The 23,472-nt window shown below is 63.3% G+C and carries 27 protein-coding genes; 15 read left to right on the forward strand and 12 right to left on the reverse strand.

Features of this window, described 5'->3' with window-relative positions; genetic code table 11:
• Positions 1 to 62: 62 nt before the first annotated feature.
• Complete coding sequence (locus tag DYST_RS22870) at positions 63 to 908, forward strand: helix-turn-helix domain-containing protein (RefSeq protein WP_239948743.1); 846 nt, start codon at positions 63 to 65, stop codon at positions 906 to 908.
• Positions 909 to 1,013: 105 nt separating this feature from the next.
• Here DYST_RS22870 and DYST_RS22875 read toward each other — a convergent pair whose 3' ends face one another.
• The 5 genes from DYST_RS22875 to DYST_RS22895 form a co-directional block, all read right to left on the reverse strand.
• Positions 1,014 to 1,229, reverse strand: a complete 216-nt coding sequence (locus DYST_RS22875) for a DUF3820 family protein (RefSeq protein WP_102303598.1) — start codon at positions 1,227 to 1,229, stop codon at positions 1,014 to 1,016.
• A 185-nt stretch (positions 1,230 to 1,414) separates the two neighbouring features.
• Positions 1,415 to 1,924 (reverse strand): cytochrome P460 family protein, encoded by a 510-nt coding sequence (locus DYST_RS22880; RefSeq protein ID WP_239948745.1) that lies wholly within the window; start codon positions 1,922 to 1,924, stop codon positions 1,415 to 1,417.
• A gap of 22 nt (positions 1,925 to 1,946) precedes the next feature.
• The gene (locus DYST_RS22885; RefSeq protein ID WP_239948747.1) at positions 1,947 to 2,999 is read right to left on the reverse strand and encodes an alpha/beta fold hydrolase; all 1,053 of its coding nucleotides are present in this window, start codon (positions 2,997 to 2,999) and stop codon (positions 1,947 to 1,949) included.
• A gap of 308 nt (positions 3,000 to 3,307) precedes the next feature.
• Positions 3,308 to 3,583: a hypothetical protein gene (locus DYST_RS22890; protein WP_102303601.1), complete on the reverse strand. Its 276-nt coding sequence runs from the start codon at positions 3,581 to 3,583 to the stop codon at positions 3,308 to 3,310.
• A 141-nt stretch (positions 3,584 to 3,724) separates the two neighbouring features.
• Positions 3,725 to 4,321, reverse strand: coding sequence for a redoxin domain-containing protein (locus tag DYST_RS22895; RefSeq protein WP_239948749.1), 597 nt, complete (start codon positions 4,319 to 4,321; stop codon positions 3,725 to 3,727).
• A gap of 390 nt (positions 4,322 to 4,711) precedes the next feature.
• Here DYST_RS22895 and DYST_RS22900 point away from each other — a divergent pair, with 390 nt between their 5' ends.
• The 4 genes from DYST_RS22900 to DYST_RS22915 all read left to right on the forward strand — a co-directional run bounded on the left by DYST_RS22900 (position 4,712) and on the right by DYST_RS22915 (position 8,406).
• On the forward strand, positions 4,712 to 5,551 hold the full coding sequence (locus DYST_RS22900; RefSeq protein WP_239948751.1) for an SAM-dependent methyltransferase: 840 nt from the start codon (positions 4,712 to 4,714) through the stop codon (positions 5,549 to 5,551).
• Between the two features lie 173 nt (positions 5,552 to 5,724).
• Positions 5,725 to 6,024 carry a hypothetical protein gene (locus DYST_RS22905; protein ID WP_239948752.1) on the forward strand — a complete coding sequence of 100 codons (300 nt, stop codon included), beginning with the start codon at positions 5,725 to 5,727 and terminating at the stop codon, positions 6,022 to 6,024.
• A gap of 9 nt (positions 6,025 to 6,033) precedes the next feature.
• Complete coding sequence (locus tag DYST_RS22910) at positions 6,034 to 7,809, forward strand: tetratricopeptide repeat-containing diguanylate cyclase (protein WP_239948754.1); 1,776 nt, start codon at positions 6,034 to 6,036, stop codon at positions 7,807 to 7,809.
• A 192-nt stretch (positions 7,810 to 8,001) separates the two neighbouring features.
• The gene (locus tag DYST_RS22915) at positions 8,002 to 8,406 is read left to right on the forward strand and encodes a VOC family protein (protein ID WP_102303606.1); all 405 of its coding nucleotides are present in this window, start codon (positions 8,002 to 8,004) and stop codon (positions 8,404 to 8,406) included.
• A gap of 49 nt (positions 8,407 to 8,455) precedes the next feature.
• On the opposite strand, the gene DYST_RS22920 is transcribed toward DYST_RS22915, so the two are convergent.
• On the reverse strand, positions 8,456 to 9,166 hold the full coding sequence (locus tag DYST_RS22920; RefSeq protein ID WP_239948756.1) for a DUF899 family protein: 711 nt from the start codon (positions 9,164 to 9,166) through the stop codon (positions 8,456 to 8,458).
• A gap of 202 nt (positions 9,167 to 9,368) precedes the next feature.
• On the opposite strand from DYST_RS22920, the gene DYST_RS22925 reads away from it, so the two are divergent.
• The gene (locus tag DYST_RS22925) at positions 9,369 to 9,821 is read left to right on the forward strand and encodes a GyrI-like domain-containing protein (protein ID WP_239948758.1); all 453 of its coding nucleotides are present in this window, start codon (positions 9,369 to 9,371) and stop codon (positions 9,819 to 9,821) included.
• A 10-nt stretch (positions 9,822 to 9,831) separates the two neighbouring features.
• On the opposite strand, the gene DYST_RS22930 is transcribed toward DYST_RS22925, so the two are convergent.
• Positions 9,832 to 10,452, reverse strand: a complete 621-nt coding sequence (locus DYST_RS22930) for a hypothetical protein (RefSeq protein WP_239948759.1) — start codon at positions 10,450 to 10,452, stop codon at positions 9,832 to 9,834.
• Positions 10,453 to 10,656: 204 nt separating this feature from the next.
• On the opposite strand from DYST_RS22930, the gene DYST_RS22935 reads away from it, so the two are divergent.
• Positions 10,657 to 12,102, forward strand: coding sequence for an alkaline phosphatase family protein (locus tag DYST_RS22935; protein WP_239948761.1), 1,446 nt, complete (start codon positions 10,657 to 10,659; stop codon positions 12,100 to 12,102).
• 178 nt (positions 12,103 to 12,280) lie between these two features.
• The gene (locus DYST_RS22940; RefSeq protein ID WP_239948763.1) at positions 12,281 to 14,590 is read left to right on the forward strand and encodes a transferrin receptor-like dimerization domain-containing protein; all 2,310 of its coding nucleotides are present in this window, start codon (positions 12,281 to 12,283) and stop codon (positions 14,588 to 14,590) included.
• 16 nt (positions 14,591 to 14,606) lie between these two features.
• Here the strand turns inward: DYST_RS22940 and DYST_RS22945 are convergent, their stop codons facing one another.
• Both DYST_RS22945 and DYST_RS22950 read right to left on the reverse strand, forming a co-directional pair.
• Positions 14,607 to 14,930 (reverse strand): GIY-YIG nuclease family protein, encoded by a 324-nt coding sequence (locus DYST_RS22945; RefSeq protein WP_239948770.1) that lies wholly within the window; start codon positions 14,928 to 14,930, stop codon positions 14,607 to 14,609.
• A gap of 67 nt (positions 14,931 to 14,997) precedes the next feature.
• A complete protein-coding gene (locus DYST_RS22950; protein WP_239948772.1) occupies positions 14,998 to 15,453 on the reverse strand; it encodes a hypothetical protein in 456 nt (151 codons plus the stop codon).
• Between the two features lie 113 nt (positions 15,454 to 15,566).
• Here DYST_RS22950 and DYST_RS22955 point away from each other — a divergent pair, with 113 nt between their 5' ends.
• The gene (locus tag DYST_RS22955) at positions 15,567 to 16,223 is read left to right on the forward strand and encodes a 2'-5' RNA ligase family protein (protein ID WP_239948774.1); all 657 of its coding nucleotides are present in this window, start codon (positions 15,567 to 15,569) and stop codon (positions 16,221 to 16,223) included.
• A gap of 51 nt (positions 16,224 to 16,274) precedes the next feature.
• Here DYST_RS22955 and DYST_RS22960 read toward each other — a convergent pair whose 3' ends face one another.
• The 3 genes from DYST_RS22960 to DYST_RS22970 all read right to left on the reverse strand — a co-directional run bounded on the left by DYST_RS22960 (position 16,275) and on the right by DYST_RS22970 (position 17,803).
• Entirely contained in the window at positions 16,275 to 16,838 is a 564-nt protein-coding gene (locus DYST_RS22960; RefSeq protein ID WP_239948775.1) for a Spy/CpxP family protein refolding chaperone, read from the reverse strand.
• A gap of 37 nt (positions 16,839 to 16,875) precedes the next feature.
• On the reverse strand, positions 16,876 to 17,214 hold the full coding sequence (locus DYST_RS22965) for a hypothetical protein (protein WP_102304939.1): 339 nt from the start codon (positions 17,212 to 17,214) through the stop codon (positions 16,876 to 16,878).
• Positions 17,215 to 17,401: 187 nt separating this feature from the next.
• Positions 17,402 to 17,803 (reverse strand): ExbD/TolR family protein, encoded by a 402-nt coding sequence (locus DYST_RS22970; protein ID WP_239948777.1) that lies wholly within the window; start codon positions 17,801 to 17,803, stop codon positions 17,402 to 17,404.
• A gap of 157 nt (positions 17,804 to 17,960) precedes the next feature.
• On the opposite strand from DYST_RS22970, the gene thpR reads away from it, so the two are divergent.
• The 6 genes from thpR to DYST_RS23000 all read left to right on the forward strand — a co-directional run bounded on the left by thpR (position 17,961) and on the right by DYST_RS23000 (position 23,450).
• Positions 17,961 to 18,572: an RNA 2',3'-cyclic phosphodiesterase gene (thpR, locus tag DYST_RS22975; RefSeq protein WP_239948785.1), complete on the forward strand. Its 612-nt coding sequence runs from the start codon at positions 17,961 to 17,963 to the stop codon at positions 18,570 to 18,572.
• An 81-nt stretch (positions 18,573 to 18,653) separates the two neighbouring features.
• Complete coding sequence (locus DYST_RS22980) at positions 18,654 to 20,048, forward strand: M20/M25/M40 family metallo-hydrolase (protein WP_239948787.1); 1,395 nt, start codon at positions 18,654 to 18,656, stop codon at positions 20,046 to 20,048.
• Positions 20,049 to 20,136: 88 nt separating this feature from the next.
• Positions 20,137 to 20,904 (forward strand): class I SAM-dependent methyltransferase, encoded by a 768-nt coding sequence (locus tag DYST_RS22985; RefSeq protein ID WP_102304943.1) that lies wholly within the window; start codon positions 20,137 to 20,139, stop codon positions 20,902 to 20,904.
• 48 nt (positions 20,905 to 20,952) lie between these two features.
• Positions 20,953 to 21,135 (forward strand): oxidoreductase-like domain-containing protein, encoded by a 183-nt coding sequence (locus tag DYST_RS22990; protein ID WP_239952185.1) that lies wholly within the window; start codon positions 20,953 to 20,955, stop codon positions 21,133 to 21,135.
• Between the two features lie 288 nt (positions 21,136 to 21,423).
• A complete protein-coding gene (locus tag DYST_RS22995) occupies positions 21,424 to 22,236 on the forward strand; it encodes a creatininase family protein (protein ID WP_239948789.1) in 813 nt (270 codons plus the stop codon).
• Between the two features lie 38 nt (positions 22,237 to 22,274).
• Complete coding sequence (locus DYST_RS23000) at positions 22,275 to 23,450, forward strand: YncE family protein (RefSeq protein WP_102304945.1); 1,176 nt, start codon at positions 22,275 to 22,277, stop codon at positions 23,448 to 23,450.
• Positions 23,451 to 23,472: the final 22 nt, after the last annotated feature.

Consider the following 23,472-nt stretch of genomic DNA (forward strand, 5'->3'; position numbering starts at 1 on the left):
GCACATGAGACACTCAAGCGGTTATCGTGCACATCGTCAGTTGGACGTGCTTAGAGGATCCCATGGGCACCATGCGTAGCGACCTGACGTATCCATCCCATGACCTGGGTCTTCTGCTGCGACACTGGCGAGGAATGCGCGGCGCCAGCCAACTGGGGCTGGCGCTTGATGCGGGTATGTCGCAGCGGCATCTGAGCTTTATCGAAAAGGGTCGCAGTGTGCCAAGTCGCCACGCGCTGGCGAGCATTGTCCAATCACTGGACGTTCCATTGCGCGAACGTAATGCGATATTCCTGGCGGCTGGCTATGCGCCGATCTATCCAGAAACCGCCTGGAATGCCGAGGAAATGCAGGGCATTACGCGGGCGGTGGATCGCATGCTTCGTCAGCATGATCCCTTTCCCGCCGTCGTCATGGATCGTTACTGGAATGTGCTGGCTACCAATGCGTCATCGCCGCATTTTTTCGGCTTGTTTATCGATATGGCAGCACGCACGAAGCCGAGGAACATGTTGCATCTCATGTTTGATCCCGAAGGCATGCGGCCGTTTTTCGTGGATTGGGAAACGGTCGCCAGAAGCCTTATCCAGCGCGTGCATCGGGAACTGATCGGAGGTGTCTTGGACGAGCGAAGCCAAACCTTACTGGATGAATTGTTTGCGTACCCAGGGGTTGATCCATCGTGGCGACAGCGAGGACTAGACGGTTCCGCACCAAATCTTCCCATGATTCCCTTGGGTTTCAGGAAGCACGGCAAAACACTCCGTTACTTTTCCATGGTGACCACGGTAGGTGCGCCTCAAAGTGTTGCCGCCCAGGAGCTGCGCATCGAATCCATGTTTCCTGCGGACGAGGAAACGGAAGTGCTGCATGAGGCATTCATGTCGGGCGGGCCATCAGCGGCCTGACTGTGTGTGGGTTTGATCAATGCCTGTGCATGTGCAGTACCTGATTCACGATATCTGTTTCGGATCGAAAGCCGTTCCCCTTATGCTTTCTTCGCCCGAACAGCCCTATCTACGCTTCCTCAACGGATCAAGCAGCGGCTTCAAACCGTTGTGATCAAGTTCGAGTGCCAGGGCGAGGAGGTTGCCGAGGTCGCCGGGCGGGAAGCCTTTGCGGGCATACCAGGCGAGGTAGGCGCCGGGGAGATCGGCGATGAGGCGGCCCTGATACTTGCCATAGGGCATGGGCATGGTGACCAGTCGCTGCAAGTCTTCGGGCTTCATGGGGTGAGCCGTGGCGTGGCGTCTTGTTCCGTGACCGCGGTCATGTGTTCTCCCGTACTTGAAGCTGTGATCGTATGTGAGAGACGGCCACAGGGTTTCGGTGGCCTCTCGCCGCGCGGATCTTCCAACAGACCCTCGGCTCTGGCAACAGATCCGCGGGTTATGGGCAACTCCATCGGGCGTTTTCAGGGCGCGTATCGCGTGAACACGAAATCGTGCCCGCTGGCGCGCGCTGCGTGGCACGCAAAACAGGTACGGTGCTGCGCTTCATCCGCTGGCTTACCGTCGATGAAGCGGCCAAAGCCCCATCCACCGGTGGCGGCATACTTCTTCGAATCCTTCACCATTACTTGAACGGTAGTGGCGGCGCCAGGCACCGTTGCGGTGGCGAACTCGGCGGACGGTTGGCGTTTCCATGCGAGCTTGACCAGCACGGTGCCATCAGGAAAGGGCTGGCTGTTCCGGGCATAGGCATCAACGGCGGCCTTGTTGCCGACGACGGCACGCAGCTCGTTGAGTGGTGCGTCTTCCAGCGCGGGCGCAATCAACTCCCATTGACGGTAGCCCTGAGGCAGGGAGACGCCGTAGATGGGGGAGGCTGGACTGGTGGCGGATTCGCTCGCTTGTGACACGCCGGCCAGCACGCCCGCGATCACCAGGCCGCCGGCAGCGGCAAGAGCTAATAGCGTTTTCATGGATGTGTTCCCCGGGAACGGTTCAGAGGTGGTCCGCGTCGATCACGGCCTGCGCGAAGGCCTCTGGAGCTTCCTGCGGCAGGTTATGGCCGATGCCGCCGCTGATCAGGCGATGCTCGTACTTACCGTTGAATCGCTTCGCATAGGCGGCCGGTTCGGGGTGTGGCGCGCCATTGGCATCGCCTTCCAGCGTGATGGTGGGTATCTGGATGTTCGGCAGCGTGGCGAGCTTTGTTTCCAGTGCGTCGTAGTGTGTCTCGCCTTCGGCGATGCCCAGGCGCCAGCGGTAGTTATGGATGGCAACGGCGACCTGATCAGGGTTATCCAAGGCGGCAGCGGAACGCGCGAAGGTGGCGTCGTCAAAGTTCCATTGCGGCGAGGCCAGTTCCCAGATAAGGCGTGCGAAGTCGTGCGTGTACTTCGCGTAGCCCGCTTCACCGCGCTCGGTGGCGAAGTAGTACTGGTACCACCACTGCAGTTCGGCTTTGGGAGGCAGCGGCGCGCGGTTTGCCGCCTGGCTGCCGATGAGATAGCCGCTGACCGACACCAGCGCTTTGCAGCGTGCGGGCCACAGCGCGGCCAGGATATCGGCGGTGCGTGCGCCCCAATCGAAGCCGGCGACGATCGCCTGATCGATCTTCAGCGCGTCCAGTAGCGCGATGGCATCGACCGCGAGCGCAGCCTGTTGTCCGTTGCGCGGGGTGTCGGCCGAGAGAAAGCGGGTGTCGCCGTAGCCACGCAGCCACGGGATGATCACGCGGTAACCTGCGGCGGCGAGGATGGGGGCTACGTCGACGAAGCTGTAGATGTCGTACGGCCAGCCGTGCAGCAGCAGGACGGGTTTGCCATTGGCGGGGCCGTCTTCGGCGTAGGCGACGTCGAGCACGCCGGCCTTCACATGCTTGATGGACTTGAACGAGGTGTGTCCACTCGTTGCCGTACGCCCACCGCTGGTGGGCGCTGGCTTCGCCGCCTGGGCGCTGGCGAGCGAAGACAGGCCCAACGGGGCAATCGCAAGGCCAAGCGCGGTGGCACCAAGGAAGCGGCGGCGCTTCGAGTCGATCAGGTCCGACATGGCTGTTCTCCGGCAGGTGGGTATGGCGTTAGGAGAACATCGCCGTGTATCACCTTCGTGTGACGCATCGGCGGAATTGCAAGCTCATGTACCTACGGGGCGGCTGGATACATTCGGATACAAATCTCCGGGGCGCGCACCGGGTCTTTGGGATGTTGCTGGGGCGCTATGTGCGCGAAGCGATGCGCGGCTCGTTTCGCGAGTAGCGACGGCCTACCTATGTGCGTGAGCGCACGAGGTGGTGCGGGCTAAAAGAAAACGGCCGGCAAAGCTGCCGGCCGCCAGGGATGGAGCGAAAAGGGCGCGGATTATTCCTCGCCGTCTTCCTCTTCTTCCTCTTCGCCTTCGTCCTCGAAGGTTTCGAGTTCTTCCACGCGCAGGAAATTCGGCGCGGCGTCGGCAAAGCTGATCTGCTTGCCGTTCACCAGCATCGGGCGCACGTCACGGTGCGTGGTGCCGTTCTGCACGGACTCCACCAGCGCGAAGCACACGAGCGCTTCCGCACTCTCGTCGCCGTTCTCGTCGAACACGGCAACCCAACCCGTGGCGGGCATGATCTGGATGATGGTTTCTTGCGAGGACATAGCAACTCCGGTTGGTCAAACGGGGAAGCTTGCCGGGTGCCCGGTGGGACTGCAAGCGACGGTTTCGTGACCGTGCGCGGTGCGCCCCGGATCGCGCACATCCGCCCTCGACGGGGCGGATGTGCGCTGCGTGGCGAATGCTCAGGGCGCCTTGGTTGCCTGGAGCTGTTGCACGATGGCGAGCGACTTGCTCACATGGTCCTGCGGATGCAGGTGATCGGCTTCGGAGGAGAACACGGCGGCCACTTTGCCGTCGCGCCCGATCACGAAGGTCACGCGCGAGATGAAACCGTGCTCGATGGCCTGGCCTTGCACATCTTTCGCGTCAGGCTCGGCGGCGGACATCTTCACGTCGTACTGGGCGGCGATCTTGCCCTGCGGATCGGACGCCACCGGGAATTTGCCGGCGCAGTAACTCGGGTCGGCCGAGAACGTGTTGAGCCGGTCGATGCTGTCCGCCGAGACGCCAATGATGGTGGCGCCTGCCGCAGCGAACTTCGCCGCTTCCGTGGCAAAGGCGTGTGCTTCGATATCGCAACCGCCGGTATAGGCCGAGGGAAGAAGTACACGATGACCGGCCCCTTCTTGAGCGCGTCGGCCAGCGAGAGGGTGAAGCTCTTGCCGTCGTGACTGGCCTGGGTGGTGAAGGCCGGAGCGGTGGCGCCCTGGCTGATGGCGGCGAAGGCGGGGGGCGTCAGGAGCATGCCGCCAGCCAGAACAGCAGCGGCGAGCGAACACAGGAGATGCTTTTTCATGCCGGTATCCTCGTGGTGCGTCGGGGTAGACAGTGGGGAGTGAGTGCCCGGGCCAGGCCCTGGGGTTCAAAAGCTCAATCTATCGCTTGTGGCCGATGCGGCGACAGTGGGCGGCGATGGCGCCGGGCGGCCCGGGCGTTCGAGCCCGATCGGCGCCGTGCTCAAGGTGGACGGCGTGCGAGGCTCTTGCCGGCGCGATTCTCACCGGCCGGTGAGGCTACCATGCGCCCAGGCGTAGGCGCGCGCCACTTTGCTTGTCTCGATCCAGCAAACTTTTCGGCGGTTGCGCAGGGCCCTGCGGCGGCTCGGGGCGATCCTTTGCCATATGTCGCCTGGCGTGCTCAGCGGTCAGAAATTGCCCTAATATCGCGGGATGGAAAACTCTTCGACACCGGCAGCGACAGACGTGCGCCACGGCAGCCTGGCTTGTGTCGGCCTGGGCATGACGCTCGGATCCCACCTCACGCCGCTGGCGCGCAGCCATATCACCCAGTCGGACGTGGTGTTCGCGGGTGTGTCGGACGGCATCGTGGAGGCATGGCTGCAACGCATGCATCCAGACGTGCGCAGCCTGCAGCCCTATTACCGGGAAGGGAAGTCGCGACTCACGACGTATCGCGAATGGGTCGACCTGATGATGACCGAAGTACGCGCGGGCAAGCGCGTCTGCGGTGTGTTCTATGGGCACCCTGGCATCTTTGCCTGGTCGCCGCACAAGGCCATCGAAGCGGCACGCGCCGAAGGGTATGCCGCGCACATGGAGCCCGGCATTTCCGCCGAAGATTGTCTCTATGCGGATCTGGGCATCGACCCGGGCCGTTTCGGTTGCCAGCATTTCGAAGCCAGCCAGTTGCTGTTGTTTGAGCGCCGCATCGATCCCACCGGTTATCTGGTGCTGTGGCAGGTGGGGCACGTGGGCGACCAGTCGCTGGCGCGTTTCAAGGCGACGGGTGCCGCGTATCGGCAGGTGTTCGTGGACCTGCTGAGCGCGGATTATCCGCTCGACCATCAGATGATCATCTACCGCGCGGCCACGCTGCCCATCCAGCAGCCGCGCATCCGCCGTGTCGCCTTGCGTGACCTGCCGGATATCGAGTTGTCCGCCGAGGAAACCGTGGTGTTGCCCCCGGCGAAGGCCATGAAGCCAAACCTGACGATACAGGCGCGGCTGGCCGAGTTGGATGCGCTGGAAGAGGCCAGCATGACGGCCTGACGCAGTAACATCGTCGGGTGCCACGGGGGGAGAGGACCGTTGGCGCATGGCGTGATGAGTGAGCACCGGTGGCGCCCGTCATCGTGTTTCATCAAGATATGCCGGCCTGGCACATCGCGTGAGTGACGCAATGAGTGCAGGATCATCACCGTAAAACAATAGGGGGATTGTTTATGACAGATACGATGGAGCTGCTTGAAGCCATCGGGCAAGACGCTACGTTGCGTCATGCCTCGGCCGACGCATTAGGCGACGTACTCGATGCGGCGGAAGCATCCGATGCATTGAAGGCTGCCGTGGCGTCTGGTGACAGCGCATGGCTCGCACAGGAATTTGGAACCCGTGCCACCATGAATGGCAGCCAGAGCTCGCAGACCTGTCCTCAGGAAGAGCCACTGCCCACGCCCGAGCGCGAGGACGAAGAAGAACCGTCCACGCCGCTGGAGCCCGACGTGTCCTCAAGCAGCGGCTAGGGGGCAGGCATGCTCCGGCAGTGGCGCAAGCGCTGGCCCTGGCTCGCTGCGGCGAGCATGGGACTTTGCGTGCTGCTGGGTGCTGCATACGCCGTCGAGGTCTCATCCGACCCGACGGCGTTTCTCCAACAGACCGAGCGCGTGCGTACCACTGATCACTCGCGCTTTGTCCACATGCTGGCGCAGATCCACGATGAGGCCTCCAGCCTCAAGCCGGCACAGCAGTGGTACTTGCGTTACCTCGATGCGTGGCAGGCGGCGTTCGAAGGCGATACCGCCAGGGCCAATACCATGCTGCGGGACGTCATGGACCATTCCGGTGACGTGACGCTCCAGGCCAAGGCCACGGCCTTGCTCATGCACAACTACGGATTGAGCAGCCGGTACGAAGATGCCTTTGGGCTAGCTAACCAGCTGGCCTCTGACCTGCCCAAGGTCAACGACAATCTGGCGCGCTTCACCGTGCTGTCCAATTTGTCGCAACTGATGATGTTCGCGGGCCAGGGTGAGTTGGCCATCAAGTACGCCCGCATGATGGAAGACTCGTTGCCGCCGGGCGAAAGCCTGTGCAACCCACTGTCGATGGAAGTGGCCGCGCTCAACAACACCGGAAAGCTGACATCGTCCAGCCAGAAACTGCGGGAGGCCATCGATGCCTGCGTCGCGGGCGGGCAGCCGGTGTTCGCCAATACCGTCCAGCTGGTCAAGGGTGATCTCTACCTGAGCGAGGATCAGCCGGCGAAGGCGCTGGAATTGATACAGCGCATCCTGCCCAGCATCAACGCCAATCGTTACTACTCCCACATGAGGGCGGCGCAGGTACAACTGGCGCAGGCGTACGAAAAGCTGGGCGAAGACAACGACGCACGCAAGGCCGCGCTGACGGTGCTGTCCATGAGTGGCCAGGACGAGGTCAGCGAGTGGGTACGAAGCGCCTACGAGGTGCTCTACAAAGTGGAGAAGAAGCGCGGTAATGCGGGTGCGTCGCTAGCCTACTACGAGCGCTTCGTAGCGCAGGATAAAGGCTATCTAAACGATATCAGCGCCAGGTCGCTGGCCTATGCCACCGTGCAGCAGCATCTGCTCGCGCAGCGGCTGGAGGCCGAGGGGCTGAGCAAGCAGAACAATATCCTGCGCTTGCAACAGGCGCTGGACACCAAAGCTGTCGAGACGAGCCGGCTCTACATCGCGTTGTTACTGCTGCTGGTCATCTCCATCGCGGCATGGCTGTTGCGCATCAAGCGCTCGCAGCTGCGCTTCAAGATGCTCTCTTTCCGCGACAGCCTGACCGGCATCTTCAACCACCAGCACTTCGTGAGCGAGGCCGAGCGCGTGTTGCGCACCACGGAGAGGAAATCGGGTGCTGCCTGCCTGATCTCCATCGACCTGGATCACTTCAAGCTGATCAACGATACCCACGGCCATGCCGTCGGCGACATCGTGCTCAAGCACACCGTGACGCTCTGCCAGCGACAGCTGCGCCCCACGGATCTGTTCGGTCGCCTGGGTGGCGAGGAGTTCGGCATTCTGCTGCCCGACTGCACGCGTGAGCAGGGCGTGGCTATCGCGGATCGCATCCGCACGGCGATCGAGGCCACCCCGGTGGAGGGTGACGGCCGTCTCGTCACGTTCTCCGCCAGCATTGGATTGGCGTCCACCGACAGTTCGGGCTACGAGCTTCAGCTGTTGCGCAGGGAGGCGGACGCCGCGCTTTACCGTGCCAAGCGCACCGGGCGAAACCGCGTTATCGCGGACAACCAGCTCCCGGGCATGATCCGGGCCTGATCTGTTCGACCCGGCGCGCGCCGTGGTGGCGTCGCCCCATGTCGATCCGTGAGACGCCTGTTCGTCATTCTGATGAACCATCACGCCGGAACGATGACCGGCACGATTTAAAGGATGGCCATACGGCTGCCGTTGCGCTCGCGCGGCGGGACGCCGTAAGGCTTTCTGTCCCCACGATGTAGGAGTAGCCCGATGAAGTTCATTCCCTATCTTGATTTCGATGGCCAGGCGCGCGAAGCATTCGACTTCTACGCCAAAGCGTTCAACGGCAAGGTCACCATGCGCATGACCTACGGCGAATCGCCCATGGCCAACGACATGCCGCCGGAAACGCACGGCCGCGTCATGCATTCGCAACTGGAAACGCCCAGCGGCATTCTGATGGGTGCAGATGGCCCGCCGCACACGGTTGTCTCCAAAGGTTGCGTGAATATCGACGTGGACAACGCTGCAGAGGCCGACCGCGTGTTCAAGGCACTGGCCGAGGGTGGCGAGGTGTCGATGCCCATCGCTGAAACCTTCTGGGCGCATCGCTTCGGCATGCTCACAGACCGTTTCGGCAAGGCGTGGATGGTCAATTGCCTGAAGGCGATGTGAGAGTGAATGACGCAACGGGCCGCGTAGTCGCGGCCCGTTGGTTCCGTAGTCAGGTGCCGTAATTCAGCTTCGGATACCAGTCAGTGCCGCGGCCCTCGGGCACGCAGTCCAGGATGGTCCAGATCGGCATGAGGTCAGGCGCGCCGCGCGGGTCTTGGCCGGGGTCGGCGGTGGCCATACTCATTTCGCCGGCCCAGAACAGGCGGATGTGGCCATCGCGTTTGGTAAAGACACAGAACGCCGGTTCATCGTTGCCTTTGTCATCGATGGCGCCGTAGTCGCGGCTGAAATGGGCGTTGATGTCGGAGTACAGCGGCAGGTCTTTCCAGCCACGCTCTTGCTTGAAGGCGAGCAGGCGTTCGATAGGCGAGCGGGCGATCACAGCCAACGCGACGCGTTGCTGGATGTCGCGCGCCTCGCCGTTCCAAGCGCCTAGCAACGAGGTGCACATGGGGCAGGGGCGTTCACGCTGCGGGCCGAACATGTAGCTGTAGGTGACCAGGGTCTGTTTGTCGCCAAACAGGCCGGCGAAATCCAGCGGGCCATGCTCGCCCATGAAGCGGTAGTCGCCCTTCACGTCGGGGCCGGGTGGCAGGGCGCGGCGTTGCTCGGCCACGCGTTCGATATGGCGGCGCAGTTCGAGCTCTTCGGCCAATAGAGCGTTGCGGGCGTGGCGGTATTCAGCACTCTCGCCGGCGAACGTGACGCCGTTGCGCTTCACCAGCTCGTCAACGGGGATCAGGGTGGGGGCTTGGGACATGGACATAACCTCGGGCGCAGAAGGTGGAGGGCCAGACGCATCCTTGACCTGGTGAGGCGAAGGCGGCGTCTATCCTCACGACGAACGGAGGGCTGCCATATCGACAACGTCCTGCCATGCAAGTGGCCCTTTTCACCCTGTTGCCATGCATGCCTACTGACTTAGTCTTGGGGTTCGCTCAACGCTGCCCCAGGACGCCGCCATGGACCACCGGATCGTATCGCTGCCCGCCTTCACGGTCGTCGGACTGGAGTATGTCGCCCGTAGTCCCAACGGCGTCGGGCCGCTATGGGAGCGCTTTCTGCCACGCGAGCACGAAGTGCAGCCGCTGGCGGAGTCAGGCGTGGCCTACGGCGTCTGCACGCCCATGCCGGACGGCATGCTGCGCTACGTGGCAGGCCTGCCAGTGGCTGAGGACGCAGCCGTGCCCGAGGGCATGGTGAAGTTCACAGTGCCGGCCCAGAAGTACGGTGTGTTCATGCACCGGGGTGTGGTGAGCGGGATCGCCGAAACCTTCCAGACCATTCACACCCGCTTGCTGCCCAAGCTGGGCCTGCGCGTGCGGGCCGGGGTGGAGTTCGAGCGTTACGACGAGCGCTTTATCGCGCCGGACGACCCGTCGTCGGAAACGGATCTCTACATTCCCGTGGAATAAGAGCCTGTTCTCAGGCAGCCAGCTGGGCGCGTGGGAACGCGGCGAAAGCCTCGTTCAGTGTGCTGCTTATCTGTGCAGCCAGTTCGCCGTAGTTCGCCGCGCGGGGCACGCGGACGCGCTTGGGGGCCTCTTCCAGCAGATCGACGAAACCGTTCGTGGTGGCATCCGCCGCGCTGGCGAACAGGCAGGCGCGCGGCGAGTCGAGGTACACGCGCATCTCCACGCGCACGCGGGTGTCAGGCGTAGCGGAGCTGTCCGGCTGGATCAGGATGGACAGCGAGCGATGGCCACGGCGACGTAGCATGCGCAGGCATTCATCCAGCTCGATCATCCATTCGTGGCCTTCCGGCAGGCACAGGTCGCGGTAGAGCACGGCTTCGAGCTCGTTCACCGCTTTGCGCACCTCATTCTCGATGCGGCCCAGGAAGCCCACGCGCAGTTCGTGCCGCGTGTAGTGGATGGGCATGGTGGACACCTGAACGTCGTTCTTGCGCACCAGGGTGGAGTGGTTGACGCGCGTGAAGCTCAGGCCTGCCGCTTCGTAGCTTTGCTGGGCGTTGGGGCCGCTGATGCCCGCGAATGCAGCCCATGCGGCCTTGAGATAGGCGATGTTCGGCGCCGTTTGCAGCATAGGTGTCCCGCCATGACGTGTGGGTCCGTGCCCCAATGCCGGGCACGAGGGGTTTATCGGCGCATCGGTTAGAAACTTCAGTCCCGCCGATCCTGAACGCCGGGATGTGCTCCGGGTCACGCGTACGACACGCATCGATGATGGAATGCAGACACGCCAGGCGGCGAAATGGCCCTATCCCCACGCAAATCCCAAGGCGGCGACATGACCACCCAGACCGCAAGCCAGCTGTCTGCCATCAACCACATCGTGGTGCTGATGCTGGAGAACCGTTCCTTCGACCACATGCTGGGCTTTCTCTATGCCGACTCAGGCAACCTGTCGCCCGCCGGCCAGCCTTTCGAAGGGTTGACCGGCAAGGAGAGCAACCCCGGAGCGAGTGGGGGAGCCGCCGTCACCGTATTCAGCATCCCGCCCAACACCACCAGCACGTACTACATGCCCGGCGCCGACCCCGGCGAGGGTTACAGCGCGACCAATGCACAGCTGTTCGGCAGCGCGACCGCACCGGTGCCGCCGGTGGCGACGAATGCGGGCTTTGTCGCCAACTTCGCATCCACACTAACGTGGGAGGCGCAGCAGAAGCGCTCCATCCTGGCGGGCACCGTAGCCGGCGACATCATGGGTATGCACACGCCGCAGACCTTGCCGGTGCTATCGGCGCTGGCGCGTGGCTTCGCGGTGTGCGACCACTGGTTCGGCGCGGCACCCACCGAAACCCTGCCGAATCGCGCGTTCACCCATGCGGCGACCTCACAGGGCCACATGGACGACACCACCAAGTCGTTCACCGCGCCGACCATCTATGCCGCTCTCACGCAGAAGGGCGTGTCCTGGGCCATCTACGGCTACAACGCCGAGCCGCTCACGCGCGTGACGTACACTGATCTCGTCAACGCGCCGGATGCCAACTTCGGCCAGTTTTCGGACTTCCAGACGGCTGCTGCGAATGGCACGCTGGCCGCCTACACCTTCCTCGAACCCAGCTGGGGTTCCAGCGGCAATAGCCAGCACCCTAACTACGACGTGGCGTTGGGCGAGCAGTTGATCCACGACGTCTACACCGCGTTACGCAGCAGCCCGCTGTGGAACCAGACATTGCTGATCGTGACCTACGACGAGCACGGCGGTTGCTATGACCACGTGCCGCCACCGACCAACGCTGTGCCACCTGATGCCACGGCGGGCGAATACGGTTTTGACTTCAAGCGCTTTGGGCCGCGTGTGCCGACCTTGCTGATTTCACCGCTGATCCCGGCAGGCACGGTATTTCGGGTGCCGTCGGGAAGCATGGCGCTGGATCACACCTCCATCCTGAGCACGGTCGAAGCGCGTTGGGGCGTGCCGGCATTGACGGCGCGTGATGCCGCCGCGCCGGATGTTGGCAACGTGCTTACCCTGGCGACACCTCGTACCGACGATCCGCTGGCAGGCGTGACGGCACCGACTTCCAAGGGCAAGAACCCCGCGGCGGGCGAGCCTTCGCATCTGCAAGAGGTTTACGCCGAACTGGTATCGCAGTTGCCCGTGCTCGATGCGCAGGGCGACACGCACCACGCGATGCCCGCGCTTACGACCGAGGCCGATGCGGACCATTACATCGCCGAGCGGCTGGCCGCGTGGAAGGCGTCGCGCGCCACGCGGTCGTGAGCCCTCCTGCCGAAGGCTCATGCGGCGGATATCCGTCCAAAGCATGACCTTTGTCCTAGGCGAATGCCGCAGGGCAGGGGGTATAAGTGTCACGACAGCATTGAATATCGTCGCGAAGGGAGAGCGCGACGACAACGACTCGTGAACTATTCGCGCCACCGCTGGGGAGAGACAACGCATGACCCGTTTGACGATACGGCCGCTGCTGGCGGCTTGCTTGCTGGCTTCGATGGGCAGCGCATTGGCTGCGGACGATCCGGGCAAAGCCGACCAAGGCATGCTCGGCTTCACCACCGACGGCGCGGCCGCGCAACAGAGCCTGGAGCAACGCTTCGATGCCTTGCTCGATCCCGCCGACCAGCGCGCGTGGCTCAAGCAAATGTCGTCCGAGCCCAATCAGGTGGGCTCGCCGCACGACAAGGCCAATGCGGAGTTCATGCTGGCCAAGTTCAAGGAGTGGGGCTGGGATGCCCACATCGAAACCTTCAACGTGCTCTATCCCACCCCGAAGAAAGTGGCGCTGGAGCTGAAAGGGCCGCACCCGTATACCGCCAAGCTGCACGAGCCGGCCGTAGCGGGCGATGCAACATCCAGCATCAAGGACGGCGTGTTGCCGCCGTACAACGTCTACGGTGGCGATGGTGACGTAAGCGCGCCGCTGGTCTACGTGAACTACGGCATGCCTGACGATTACAAGGATCTGGCTCGCCGCGGCATCGACGTGCGCGGCAAGATTGTCATCACCCGCTACGGCGGCGGCTGGCGTGGCCTCAAGCCCAAGCTGGCGCAGGAGCATGGCGCCGTGGGTTGCTTGATCTATTCCGATCCGCACGATGACGGTTACGCCGAAGGCGACACCTATCCGCAGGGTGGCTGGCGTCCGGAAGATGGCGTGCAGCGCGGCTCGGTGGCCGACATGCAGCAGTACCCCGGCGATCCGTTGACACCAGGCATCGGCTCCACGCCGGATGCCAAGCGGCTAGCGCTGAAAGATGCCAAGACCATCCTCAAGATTCCGGTCTTGCCTATTTCCTATGCCGACGCCACGCCGTTGCTGAAGTCGCTGACCGGTCCGGTGGCGCCGGGCAACTGGCGTGGCTCGTTGCCGATCACCTATCACATGGGCCCGAGCAGTGCGCCCGTACACCTGACCGTGCTGTCGGACTGGGGCCAGAAGCCGGTGTACGACGTGATCGCCGTGATCAAGGGTTCCACCGAACCCGACCGCTGGATCGTGCGCGGCAACCATCACGACGGCTGGGTGTTTGGCGCGTGGGATCCGCTGGCCGGCAACGTGGCGCTGTTGGCGGAGGCGAAAGCCATCGGCACGCTCTATAAGCAGGGCTGGAAGCCGCAGCGCACGCTGGTCTACGCAAGTTGGGATGGTGAAGAACCGGGCTTGCTCGGCTCCACCGAATGGGCGGAAACCCACGCGGACGAGTTGAAGCAGAAGGCCGTGCTGTACCTCAACTCCGATACCAACGGACGTGGATTTCTGGAGGCGGGCGGCAGCCACTCCTACCAGCATCTGGTGAATCAGGTAGCCGAGGGCGTCGTCGACCCTGAAACCAAGGCGAGTGTGCGTGAACGCATGCGCGCACACGTCATGGTCAACGGCAGTAATAAGGACGCCAAGCCGGAGGCCAAGGAGTTCGCCAAGCTCGCTGCTGCAGGTGGCGATGTGCCGATCATGGCGCTGGGCTCGGGCTCCGATTACAGCGCCTTCCTCGAACACTTGGGCATCGCCTCGCTGGACCTAGGCTTCAGTGGCGAGGACGACAACGGCGGTATTTATCACTCCGCCTACGACTCGTTCGATCACTACGTGCGCTTCGGCGATCCCGACTTCCAATACGGCGTGGCGCTGTCGAAGGTGGCTGGCCACATTGTGCTGCGCACCGCCGATGCCAGCGTGCTGCCGATGCGCTTCGGCGATTTCAGTGACACGCTGGATCGTTATGTCGAGCAGTTGCACAAGCTGGTGGAGGACACGCGCAAGGACACCGAGCAGCAACACCAAATGCTCGACAAGCATGCGTATGCGCTGGTATCCGACCCGACGCGGCCGATCCTGCCGCCCGAACGTGATTCGGATGTGCCTGACATCAAACTCGCACCGCTCGATGACGCAGCGAAGAAGTTGAAGAAGAGCGCGCAAGCGTTCGAAGATGCATACAGCAAGCGCGCTGCCGCCGGCTTCAAGCTGTCGGCCGAGCAACAGCAGCAGGTGAATGCGCTGATGGGGCAGATGGAGCAATCGCTCACCGATGCCTCCGGCCTGCCAGGACGCCCGTGGTTCCAACACATGATCTACGCGCCGGGCATGCTCACCGGCTACGGCGTGAAGACGGTGCCGGGCGTGCGCGAGGCCATCGAGTCGCGTCGCTGGGATGAGGCGAACCAGTTTGCGCAGGCAACGGCAAAAACGCTGGATGGTTACCGTGAAAAGCTGGACACCATCACGGCGATGCTGAAGAAGTCGACCTGATGGGAAACGACCACCGTCATTCCGGCAACGCTGGGGTGACGGTGGTCGTCACGGCGATGTCCGTGTCGGCATGCAGATAGCCGAGCTTGCGGTGCTTCGGCAGCTGTTTGATGGCCCACTCGGCGCGCGATGCTGCCGCGCGGTTTTCATAGGCGCGCGAACCGAGCAGGCGCAGCGGAGGGTGCGAGCGTGTGTAGCGCGCGCCCTTGCCATTCACGTGAGCCTGATAGCGCGCATCGAGATCGTTGGTGATGCCCGCGTAATACGAGCCGTCGCGACATTCGATCAGGTAGAGCCACCACGTGCCGGCGGGTGTGGCGGTGTCGGTTGGGTCGGGCATGGTCGGGGCAGCGCATTCCATCGTCGCCAGTGTGCCTGATCCGGCATCGTCACTGCAGGACGACGCGTCAGCCAGCGAGCTTGTTGCGCGCGAACAGGGCGATGATCCAGCCGAACAGCAGCATGGCCGCCATGTTGGCGATGAAACTGAAGGTGCTGAAGTGCGGCTTGGCGTGCAGCGCAGAGAGCGGCACGACCACGTAGTTCATCACGAAGAAAATCACCACCCCATACGCTACACCCCACACGGGCCATTGACGTGTTGCGGCGGCGCGCCGGCCCACGGTGAACACGAAGACGGCGGCAATCAGCAGCGACATGGCCCATTGCAGCACCAGACCCAGCGCGGCCTCCGCGATGCCGCCGGCCAGCGCGGCCTTGCCCAGCAATCCGCTGGCGATGTACCTGAGGATGACAAGCGGGCCATAGCCGCTGATCAGCGTGGCGGCGCCGATGTCCAGCGTACCGGCGACGAATCCGCCCCAGAGAACGGCGGCGAGCGGGGAGTGACGCGAACGGAACATGGCATTCTCCATGGCATCTAGCGGCGTCACTGTAGCCGCAACCGAGGTTGGCAGCGATATGACTTTCCGCATGACCGGCGGCGGCTTCGGCCAGGAATCGCTACCATCTGACCATGCTGTTTTCCGATCCCGTGGCGGGACCCGCCGAAACGCTGGTGGCCGAGTTGCGCGACTACCCCGAGTGGCATCGGGGGCGCGGGCGGTATGGCGTATGGGTGGTGCCGGTGCAGGATGCGGCCTTGCTCGAATACATCGATACGGCGCGCGAACAGCTGGCGGACCTGATTCATCCGAGTCCGCGCCGACAACCCCACCTCACGGTGTTCGTCTGCGGCTTCCATGGCCAGGGTGTCGAGGATGATGATTTCCCACCGCAACGGTTGGCGCGGCAAGTCGCGTTGCTGCGGGCCTGCGCAGGCGCGATGTGCACCTTACCGCTGGCGCGGCCCGACAGTTTCGCAAGCGCAGCGTTTGTTCCCGTGCGTGACGCCATGGGCCAGTTGGCGCGATGGCGGCACGCGCTGGGGGAGGCGAGCCGCGAAGTACGGCAGTCACCTTATGTGCCTCACATCACGCTGGGCTTGTATCGCCGATGCGTGGCTGGTGACGTGGTGCGTCGGCGGCTGGCCATGCTCGCAACGCCTCCGCCGATGCTGGCGGTACGGGAGCTGCACTACGTCACTTACGACACGCGCGACCAGCTTGGCCCACTGGAAACCGTCTATTCCGTGTCGTTGACAGCGGCGGAGGGGACCGCGGCGGATACCTGAAAACGGACGCGGCGCGAAGCGCGCGCCGCGTCGAGGTAGATGGTGTAGCGATTAACCGCTTGCCGAGGAGGACGCGCTAGCTGGCGCGCTCTTGCTTCCCTTGCCGCCTTTGCCGCCCTTGTGCGGGCCACCGGCCTTGGGGCCGCCTGGGTTGCGGTACATCGCATCGGCGATCTGTTTCTGATCCGGTGTGAGCACGGCGTACAGATCGTCGAAGGCCGACGAGAGCTTCTTCATGTTGTCGGCATGCGTCTGCGTGAGATCGGCATACGACTTCATCGCATCGGGTGCGTTCATCGTCGACAGTTTCTGCGCGCGGTCGCGGAAGGCTTCATCCGCCTTGCGCGCGTTGTCACGCATGGTCTGCGCAAACGCATCCCAAGGCTTGGCCTGTGCATCGGTGATCTTCAGCTGGGTATGCAGATCGGTGATGCGACGCTCCACGGCATCGGCGTGCTTCTGGCCGTGGTCTTGCGCCGCCGCAGGCGTGGCGGTGGGTGGTTTCTGCGCGGCAGGTGCCGTGGTGGGCGTGCCTTGTTGCGCCAGGGCCGGCCCGGCAACCAACGCGAAGGACAGCAGCGCCGGCATGGTCAGACTGCGAAGCATGGTTTTCATGGTCAGTATTCCCTATGCAGAGCGAATCCGTAGCGGCTCAGTAGCCACTGTTGTCGTAGTAGACGACGCCGGGTGGCGGCGGAGGCGGCGGCGAGGTGTAGACCACGGTGGGCGGCGGCTGCGGCGTGTTCGCATTGGAAATGGCTACGCCAGCCGCTACGCCGAGCAAGGCGCCGGCGACAATGGCGCCGGTATCGTTGCCGTGGTGGTCGTCGTGATAGTCGTAGTGACCGTGGTCGTAGCGGTGGTCGTAATGCTGCGGCGGCGGGCCATGGTGATACTGGGCCAGCGCCGGCAGGGGCAGAGCCACCCATGCCACGGCGATCGCGGCAGCGGCGAGCTTGTGGCGAAGTGCAATGGACGAGTCGTGTTTCATCAACGTTCCCTCCGGCAGACAGCGGCGGTGTTGCACGGAGAACAGCGTAGGTCCAGCCGTGTGCACGCCGGCACAACGCCGTGCCGCAGGTTCATGCGGCTTTCGGAACGGTTTGCTTATGTCACGGATACGTGATGACGTCGCTGCACCCGCGAAGGCGTGCCAGTGCCTTCGCGGGTGCGCAGCCTCAACGTGGATCCATGAAATCGATCCTCTGCAGACCTTGCTGTTTCGCCTCGGCTATCACACTGGCAACGGTCTGGTAGGAAACGCCGTCGGCGGGATCGAGTACCAGATGCGGCTGCTCACTCTGGTGTGCGGCGATCACCAACTGCGACGACAGCATCGATGCGTCGATGGGGGCATCGTTCCAGGTCATCGATCCATCCGCGTGGATAGCGAGCTGGACCATTTCGGGTGGTGTAGTGAAGTCCACGATGCCGTGCTGAGGAAGATCGAGCTTCACTTTGTGGGTGAGTACCGGCGAGGTGATCATGGTGATGACCAGTAATACCAGCAGGACATCGACCAGCGGAGTCACATTGATCTGGGCGAGCGGCGCATCGGAAACACGTGCAGAGAAAGCCATGTTCTTCCTCCTGACGGCGTGATGTTGCATCGTTGTGGATGCCGAGCTTGGGGATGCATCGGCGATGCCAGCTTACTACCGGGCGGCGTCTGTCGTGCAAGTGCGGCGAGGAATGTCAATTGCGGTAAGGTGGGACGTTTCCATCGGCCCGTTCTGCATGAGTCGCTCCCGTTCCCGCACCACCACCGATATCCAGCCCGACCTGCTTGGGGGCGGTGGCGAGCCCGCCCAGATCCATCGTCTGTTCTTCGCGCTTATGCCGGGCGAGGCTGTGGCGCGCCAGATCGAGCATGCAGCGGCTGGCGTAGCCGCAACGCAACCCATGCATGCGCGGATGATCCGGCCGTCGCGTTACCACGTCACCCTGCATTTCCTGGGTGACCACCCGATGCTGCGTGAGGACATCGTGCGTGCGGCGATTGATGCGGCAGGCAAACTAGCGGTGGAACCTTTCGAACTGGTGTTGGACTCGGTATCGGGCTTCCACGGGCGTGAGTCGCCTTGCGTGTTGCGTTGTTCGCAGGTGCCGGACGGGCTGTTGAAGCTTTGGCAGGATCTGCGGCAAGCGCTGGTGCTGGCAGGACTCGGGCAGCACCTGTCGCGCAGCTTCACCCCGCACGTCACGTTTGCTTATAGCCGTGGTGCGCTGCCGCAGATGGTTTCGATTGAACCCATCCGGTGGCGGGTGGACAGCTGCTCGCTGCTGCACAGCATCGTGGGCGGCGGCGAGTACCGCACGCTGGGTACCTGGCCTTTCCAGCAGGACTGACGCGCCGGTATCGTGGGGTGGTGTCGCACGGGCAAACGACGCGACATACTCACGGCTCCTTTCGACGCCGGTGAGACGCCCATGCTGAAATCCCTGCTCGCATCTTTGCTGACCTGTTCCGTCGCATTGCCCGCCCTGGCGGCGCCCGACGCCAACCAGGTCCAGGCACGGGACATCTTCAGCCACCTGATCGCTTTCAAGACGGAGATCGGACAGGGGCAGGTGCCGGTGATGGCGAGCTACCTTGCCGACCAGTTTCGCGCCGCGGGCTTTCCTGATTCGGACATCCATATCATTCCGCATGGCGAGACGGCGGCGATGGTGGTGCGCTATCGCGGCAACGGCACGGGCGGCAAGCCCATTGCATTGATGGCGCACATGGACGTGGTGACCGCCAAGCCGGAAGACTGGCAGCGCGATCCATTCAAGTTGATCGAAGAGAACGGTTACTTCTACGGGCGCGGCACCGAGGACATCAAGAGCGGCGTGACCGTGCTGGCGGCCAACTTCATCCAACTTAAGAAAGCCGGCTTCGTGCCCACGCGCGACCTCATCATTGTCTACACGGGCGATGAGGAAACCTCGCAGGACACGATGAATGATCTGGTCAAGAGTCACCGCGATCTGGTCGATGCCGAGTTCGCGCTCAACACCGACGCCGGTGGCGGCGAATTGGGCGAAGACGGCAAGCCACTCGTGTTCGGCCTGCAGACCGCCGAAAAGGCGTACGCGGATTTCGAGCTGACCACGCGCAACTCGGGCGGTCACAGTTCACTACCGCGTGCTGACAACGCCATCTACGAGTTAGCCGATGCGCTGAAGAAGGTGCAGGGTTACGCGTTTCCCGTGATGTCGAACGACACCACCGTCGCCTCGTTCAAGGCGCTGGGTGCCAGCACGCAGGGCAAGGTGGGGCAGGCGATGCGCGATTTCGCCAAGGACCCGCACGATGCCGCGGCGGCCGCCGTGCTTGCCGCCGAACCATCGGAAGTAGGCAAGACGCGCACCACGTGCGTGGCCACCATGTTGCGTGGCGGCCATGCGGACAATGCGCTGCCGCAATCGGCGACCGCCAATATCAATTGCCGCGTGTTCCCGGGTGTGGCGATCGAGACGGTGCGAAAGACGTTGCAGGATCTCGTGGGTTCGAAAGTGGAAGTGACGCTGATTGGCCATGCCGTGGCCAGTGACGCATCGCCGCTCCGCCCCGACGTGGTCGCCGCCGTGACCAAGGCGGTGCATTCGATCCGTCCAGGTGTTGCGGTTACGCCGGTGCAGGAGTCGGGTGCCACCGACGGCATCTATTTCCGCGCAGCAGGCATTCCCACGTACGGTGTCAACGGCATGTTCATGAAGAACAGCGATTCGTTCGCGCATGGCCTCAATGAGCGCGTGCCGGTGAAGTCGTTTTATGACGATCTGGCGTACTGGCACGTACTGCTGACCACGCTGGCGGGGCCGGGCACCGCCAAATAACGCGACGCAGCACCGTGCCGAAACTCCTGCTGCGGTTTATGCTTTGGGGGCGCAGAATAGCGCCCCTATCCCTGACATGGAGTTCGTTATGCGTCCGACTGTCCTTGCCGTGTTGGTAGCCCTCGCTTTCCCTGTCACCGCTGCGCTGGCGACACCGCCAGCGCCGACGGACGTTCCCTCCTACGTCACCGCAGCCGTCAACGACCCCGCCCGCAAGGACGACACGGCCAACGACGAGCGCCGCAAGATTGCCGACATCATGGCCTTTGCCGAGGTGAAGCCGGGCCAGTCCGTGGTGGACCTGATCCCGGGCAGCGGCTATTTCACCCGTGTGTTCAGTGGCATCGTGGGCGCCCAGGGCAAGGTCTTCGCCGTGTGGCCGAACGAGTACGGCAAAGAGGCCACGTCCGACGTGCAGGCCTCCAAGGCGCTGGTCGCCAACCCGCACTACGCCAACGTCGGCGTGCTGATGGTGCCGGCCAAGGAATTCAAGACACCGCAGAAGGTTGACCTGATCTTCACGTCGCAGAACTACCACGACTACCCGGACAAGTTCATGGGCAATGTCGATCCGGTGACGTTCGACAAGCAGGTGTTCGATTCGCTCAAGCCCGGCGGTCTGTTCGTGGTGATTGACCATGTGGCCGAGGCGGGTTCGGGCATGCGTGATACCGACACGCTGCACCGCATTGATCCGGCCATCGTGAAGAAGCAGGTGGAGTCGGTTGGTTTTGTCTTCGATGGCGAGAGCGATGTGCTGCGCAATCCGAAGGACCCCCACAACATCAAGGTATTCGACAAGTCGATCCGCGGTCATACCGACCAGTTCGTCTATCGTTTCCGCAAGCCCGGCTAATTTTTAAGTGGTACTCCCCGTTTGACCGAATCACAGCAAAACACGAAGGTGGAGGGCGCAGTTGCGCCCTCCACCGATCGACCACCCACGCCACCGCAACGCCCCGACGACGAAGATTGCTGCGGTCAGGGCTGTGTGCCCTGCATCTTCGATCTCTACGATGAAGCCATGGGGCGCTATCGCGAAGAACTGGCAGCGTGGAAAGAGCGACATCCAGGCGAGTCGCCCTGATCCTCGCAACAAATCATCAGGGCGCTGGCGCCGAAGCGGCGAGGGTCGCGGCAAGGGCAAGAATGTGGCGATGCATGGGCGGCTCCCGGGCAGGGGCGGGGCAATTCCCGTTCATCGGGAACAGATCACGGTGCCCATGAAAGGCCCGTGTAGCACCTAACCCCTTGTAACAGCGCCCCTTGTGCGCTGTCAGATGCCGCGCGCGCCCCGATGGGGGTGATCGCGTGCGGGGTGTGCTCCCAAGGGGATGAGCTTTACACTTGGCACCTGGTTTTTCAGGACGATCCAATGCCTTACCCGTCGTTGCGAGCCTTGCTGTGCGGCGTATTGCTGCTCGGCGCCCATGCGGCCTTTGCCCAGACGCCGCGCACGGTACAGCTCGAAGACCTTACCTGGACCGAGATCCGCGATCAGGTCCAGGCCGGCAAGACCACCATCATCATTCCCATCGGCGGCACTGAGCAGAGCGGCCCCGGCATTGCCGTGGGCAAGCACAACGCGCGCGCGGCGTTCCTGTCGCAGAAGATCGCCGAGCGCCTGGGTGACGCCTTGGTCGCCCCGGTGGTGGCCTATGTGCCGGAGGGCAACACCGCACCGCCCAGCTCGCACATGCGCTTTCCAGGCACCATCACCGTGCCCGACGCAGTCTTCGAGCAGATGTTGGAGTCGGCCGCGCAGAGCTTTGCCGTGCATGGCTTCCGCAACGTGGTGTTTCTCGGTGACCACGGTGGTTACCAGAAGGATCTTGACCGCGTGGCGGCGAAGCTGAACAAGGCATGGGGCGGCAAGGCTCGCGCCATCGTGCCGCCGGAGTACTACGCCACCTCGTCCGACGGTTTCAACCAGATCCTGCGCCAGCACGGCATCAAGGACGATGAAATCGGCACCCACGCCGGCCTTGCCGATACCTCGCTGCAATTGGCCGTGGCCCCGCAAATGGTGCGGCTGGACCGCCTGCAGCACGGCCCGAAGCTGGGCGCTGCCGATGGCGTCTACGGTGGCGATCCGCGCCGCTCCTCGGCTGACCTTGGTCAGCTGGGCGTGGATGCTATTGTGGTAAATACCGCTAACGCCTTGCGTCGCGATACGCAGACGCGCTGAACGAATTCCCCCTGTACCACTCAACCAAGTTGTGACCCATGGCCATCGCTAAATCCCTGCGCTCCACCCGTCTGTTCCGACTCGCACCGTTCGCGCTTGCCGCGGCGTGTATGGCCGGCACTGCCCTGGCGGCTTCGTCCGTGACCACCGTGCCCGGCATGCCGCCGGTGGTGAATCCTGCCGACATGTACAGCGAGTCTGGCCTCGGCCACCTGAGCCCGGCAGTGAAGAACGATCTGGAACGCATCTACGTGCCGAACCTGCGTTCCAACGACGTCTACGTGATCGACCCGAAAACGTACAAGGTCGTGGACAAGTTCAAGGTGGGCGAGAGTCCGCAGCACGTCGTGCCGTCGTGGGATCTGCGCACCCTGTGGGTGACCAACAACGCCGAGCGCAAAAAGACCGGCAGCCTGACGCCGATCGATCCGCGTACCGGTAAGCCGGGCACCGAGGTGCCGGTGGACGATCCGTACAACATGTACTTCACGCCGGACGGCAAGGAATCCATCGTGGTGGCTGAGGCGTTCGCGCGCCTGGACTTCCGCGATGCGCACACCCAGGCGCTGCATAACAGCCTGCAGGCGCCGGAGTGCAAGGGCATCAACCACGCCGAGTTCTCTATCGATGGCAGCTTCGCCATCTTCACCTGCGAATTCACCGGCAAGTTGGTGAAGATCGACATGGTCAACCGCAAGGTGGTGGGTTACCTCGACCTGTCCAAGAAGGGCATGCCGCAGGACATCCGCTCGTCCCCGGACGGCAAGACTTTCTACGTCGCCGACATGATGGCCGACGGCCTGTACCTGATTGATCCCTACAGCTTCAAGCAGGTGGGTTTCATCAAGACTGGCGTGGGCACGCATGGCCTGTACCCGAGCCGTGACGGCACCAAGCTGTATGTCGCCAACCGCGGTTCCAATAAGGTGCATGGTCCGCGCGGCGGCAAGGGCAGCGTGTCGGTGGTCGATTTCGCTTCGCAGAAAGTGGTCGCCAACTGGGGCATTCCCGGCGGTGGCAGCCCGGATATGGGCAACGTGAGCGCGGACGGTAAGACGCTGTGGCTCTCCGGTCGCTTCGACGACGTGGTGTACGCGTTCGACACCACCAGCGGTCAGGTGCGCATCATCAAGGTGGGCCAGGAGCCGCACGGCTTGGCGGTGTGGCCGCAGCCGGGCCGCTACTCGCTGGGTCATACCGGCATCATGCGCTGATCGAATAGCGCTGCAGTGAACA

The sequence above is a fragment of the Dyella terrae genome (genome assembly GCF_022394535.1).
Taxonomy (GTDB): Bacteria; Pseudomonadota; Gammaproteobacteria; order Xanthomonadales; family Rhodanobacteraceae; genus Dyella.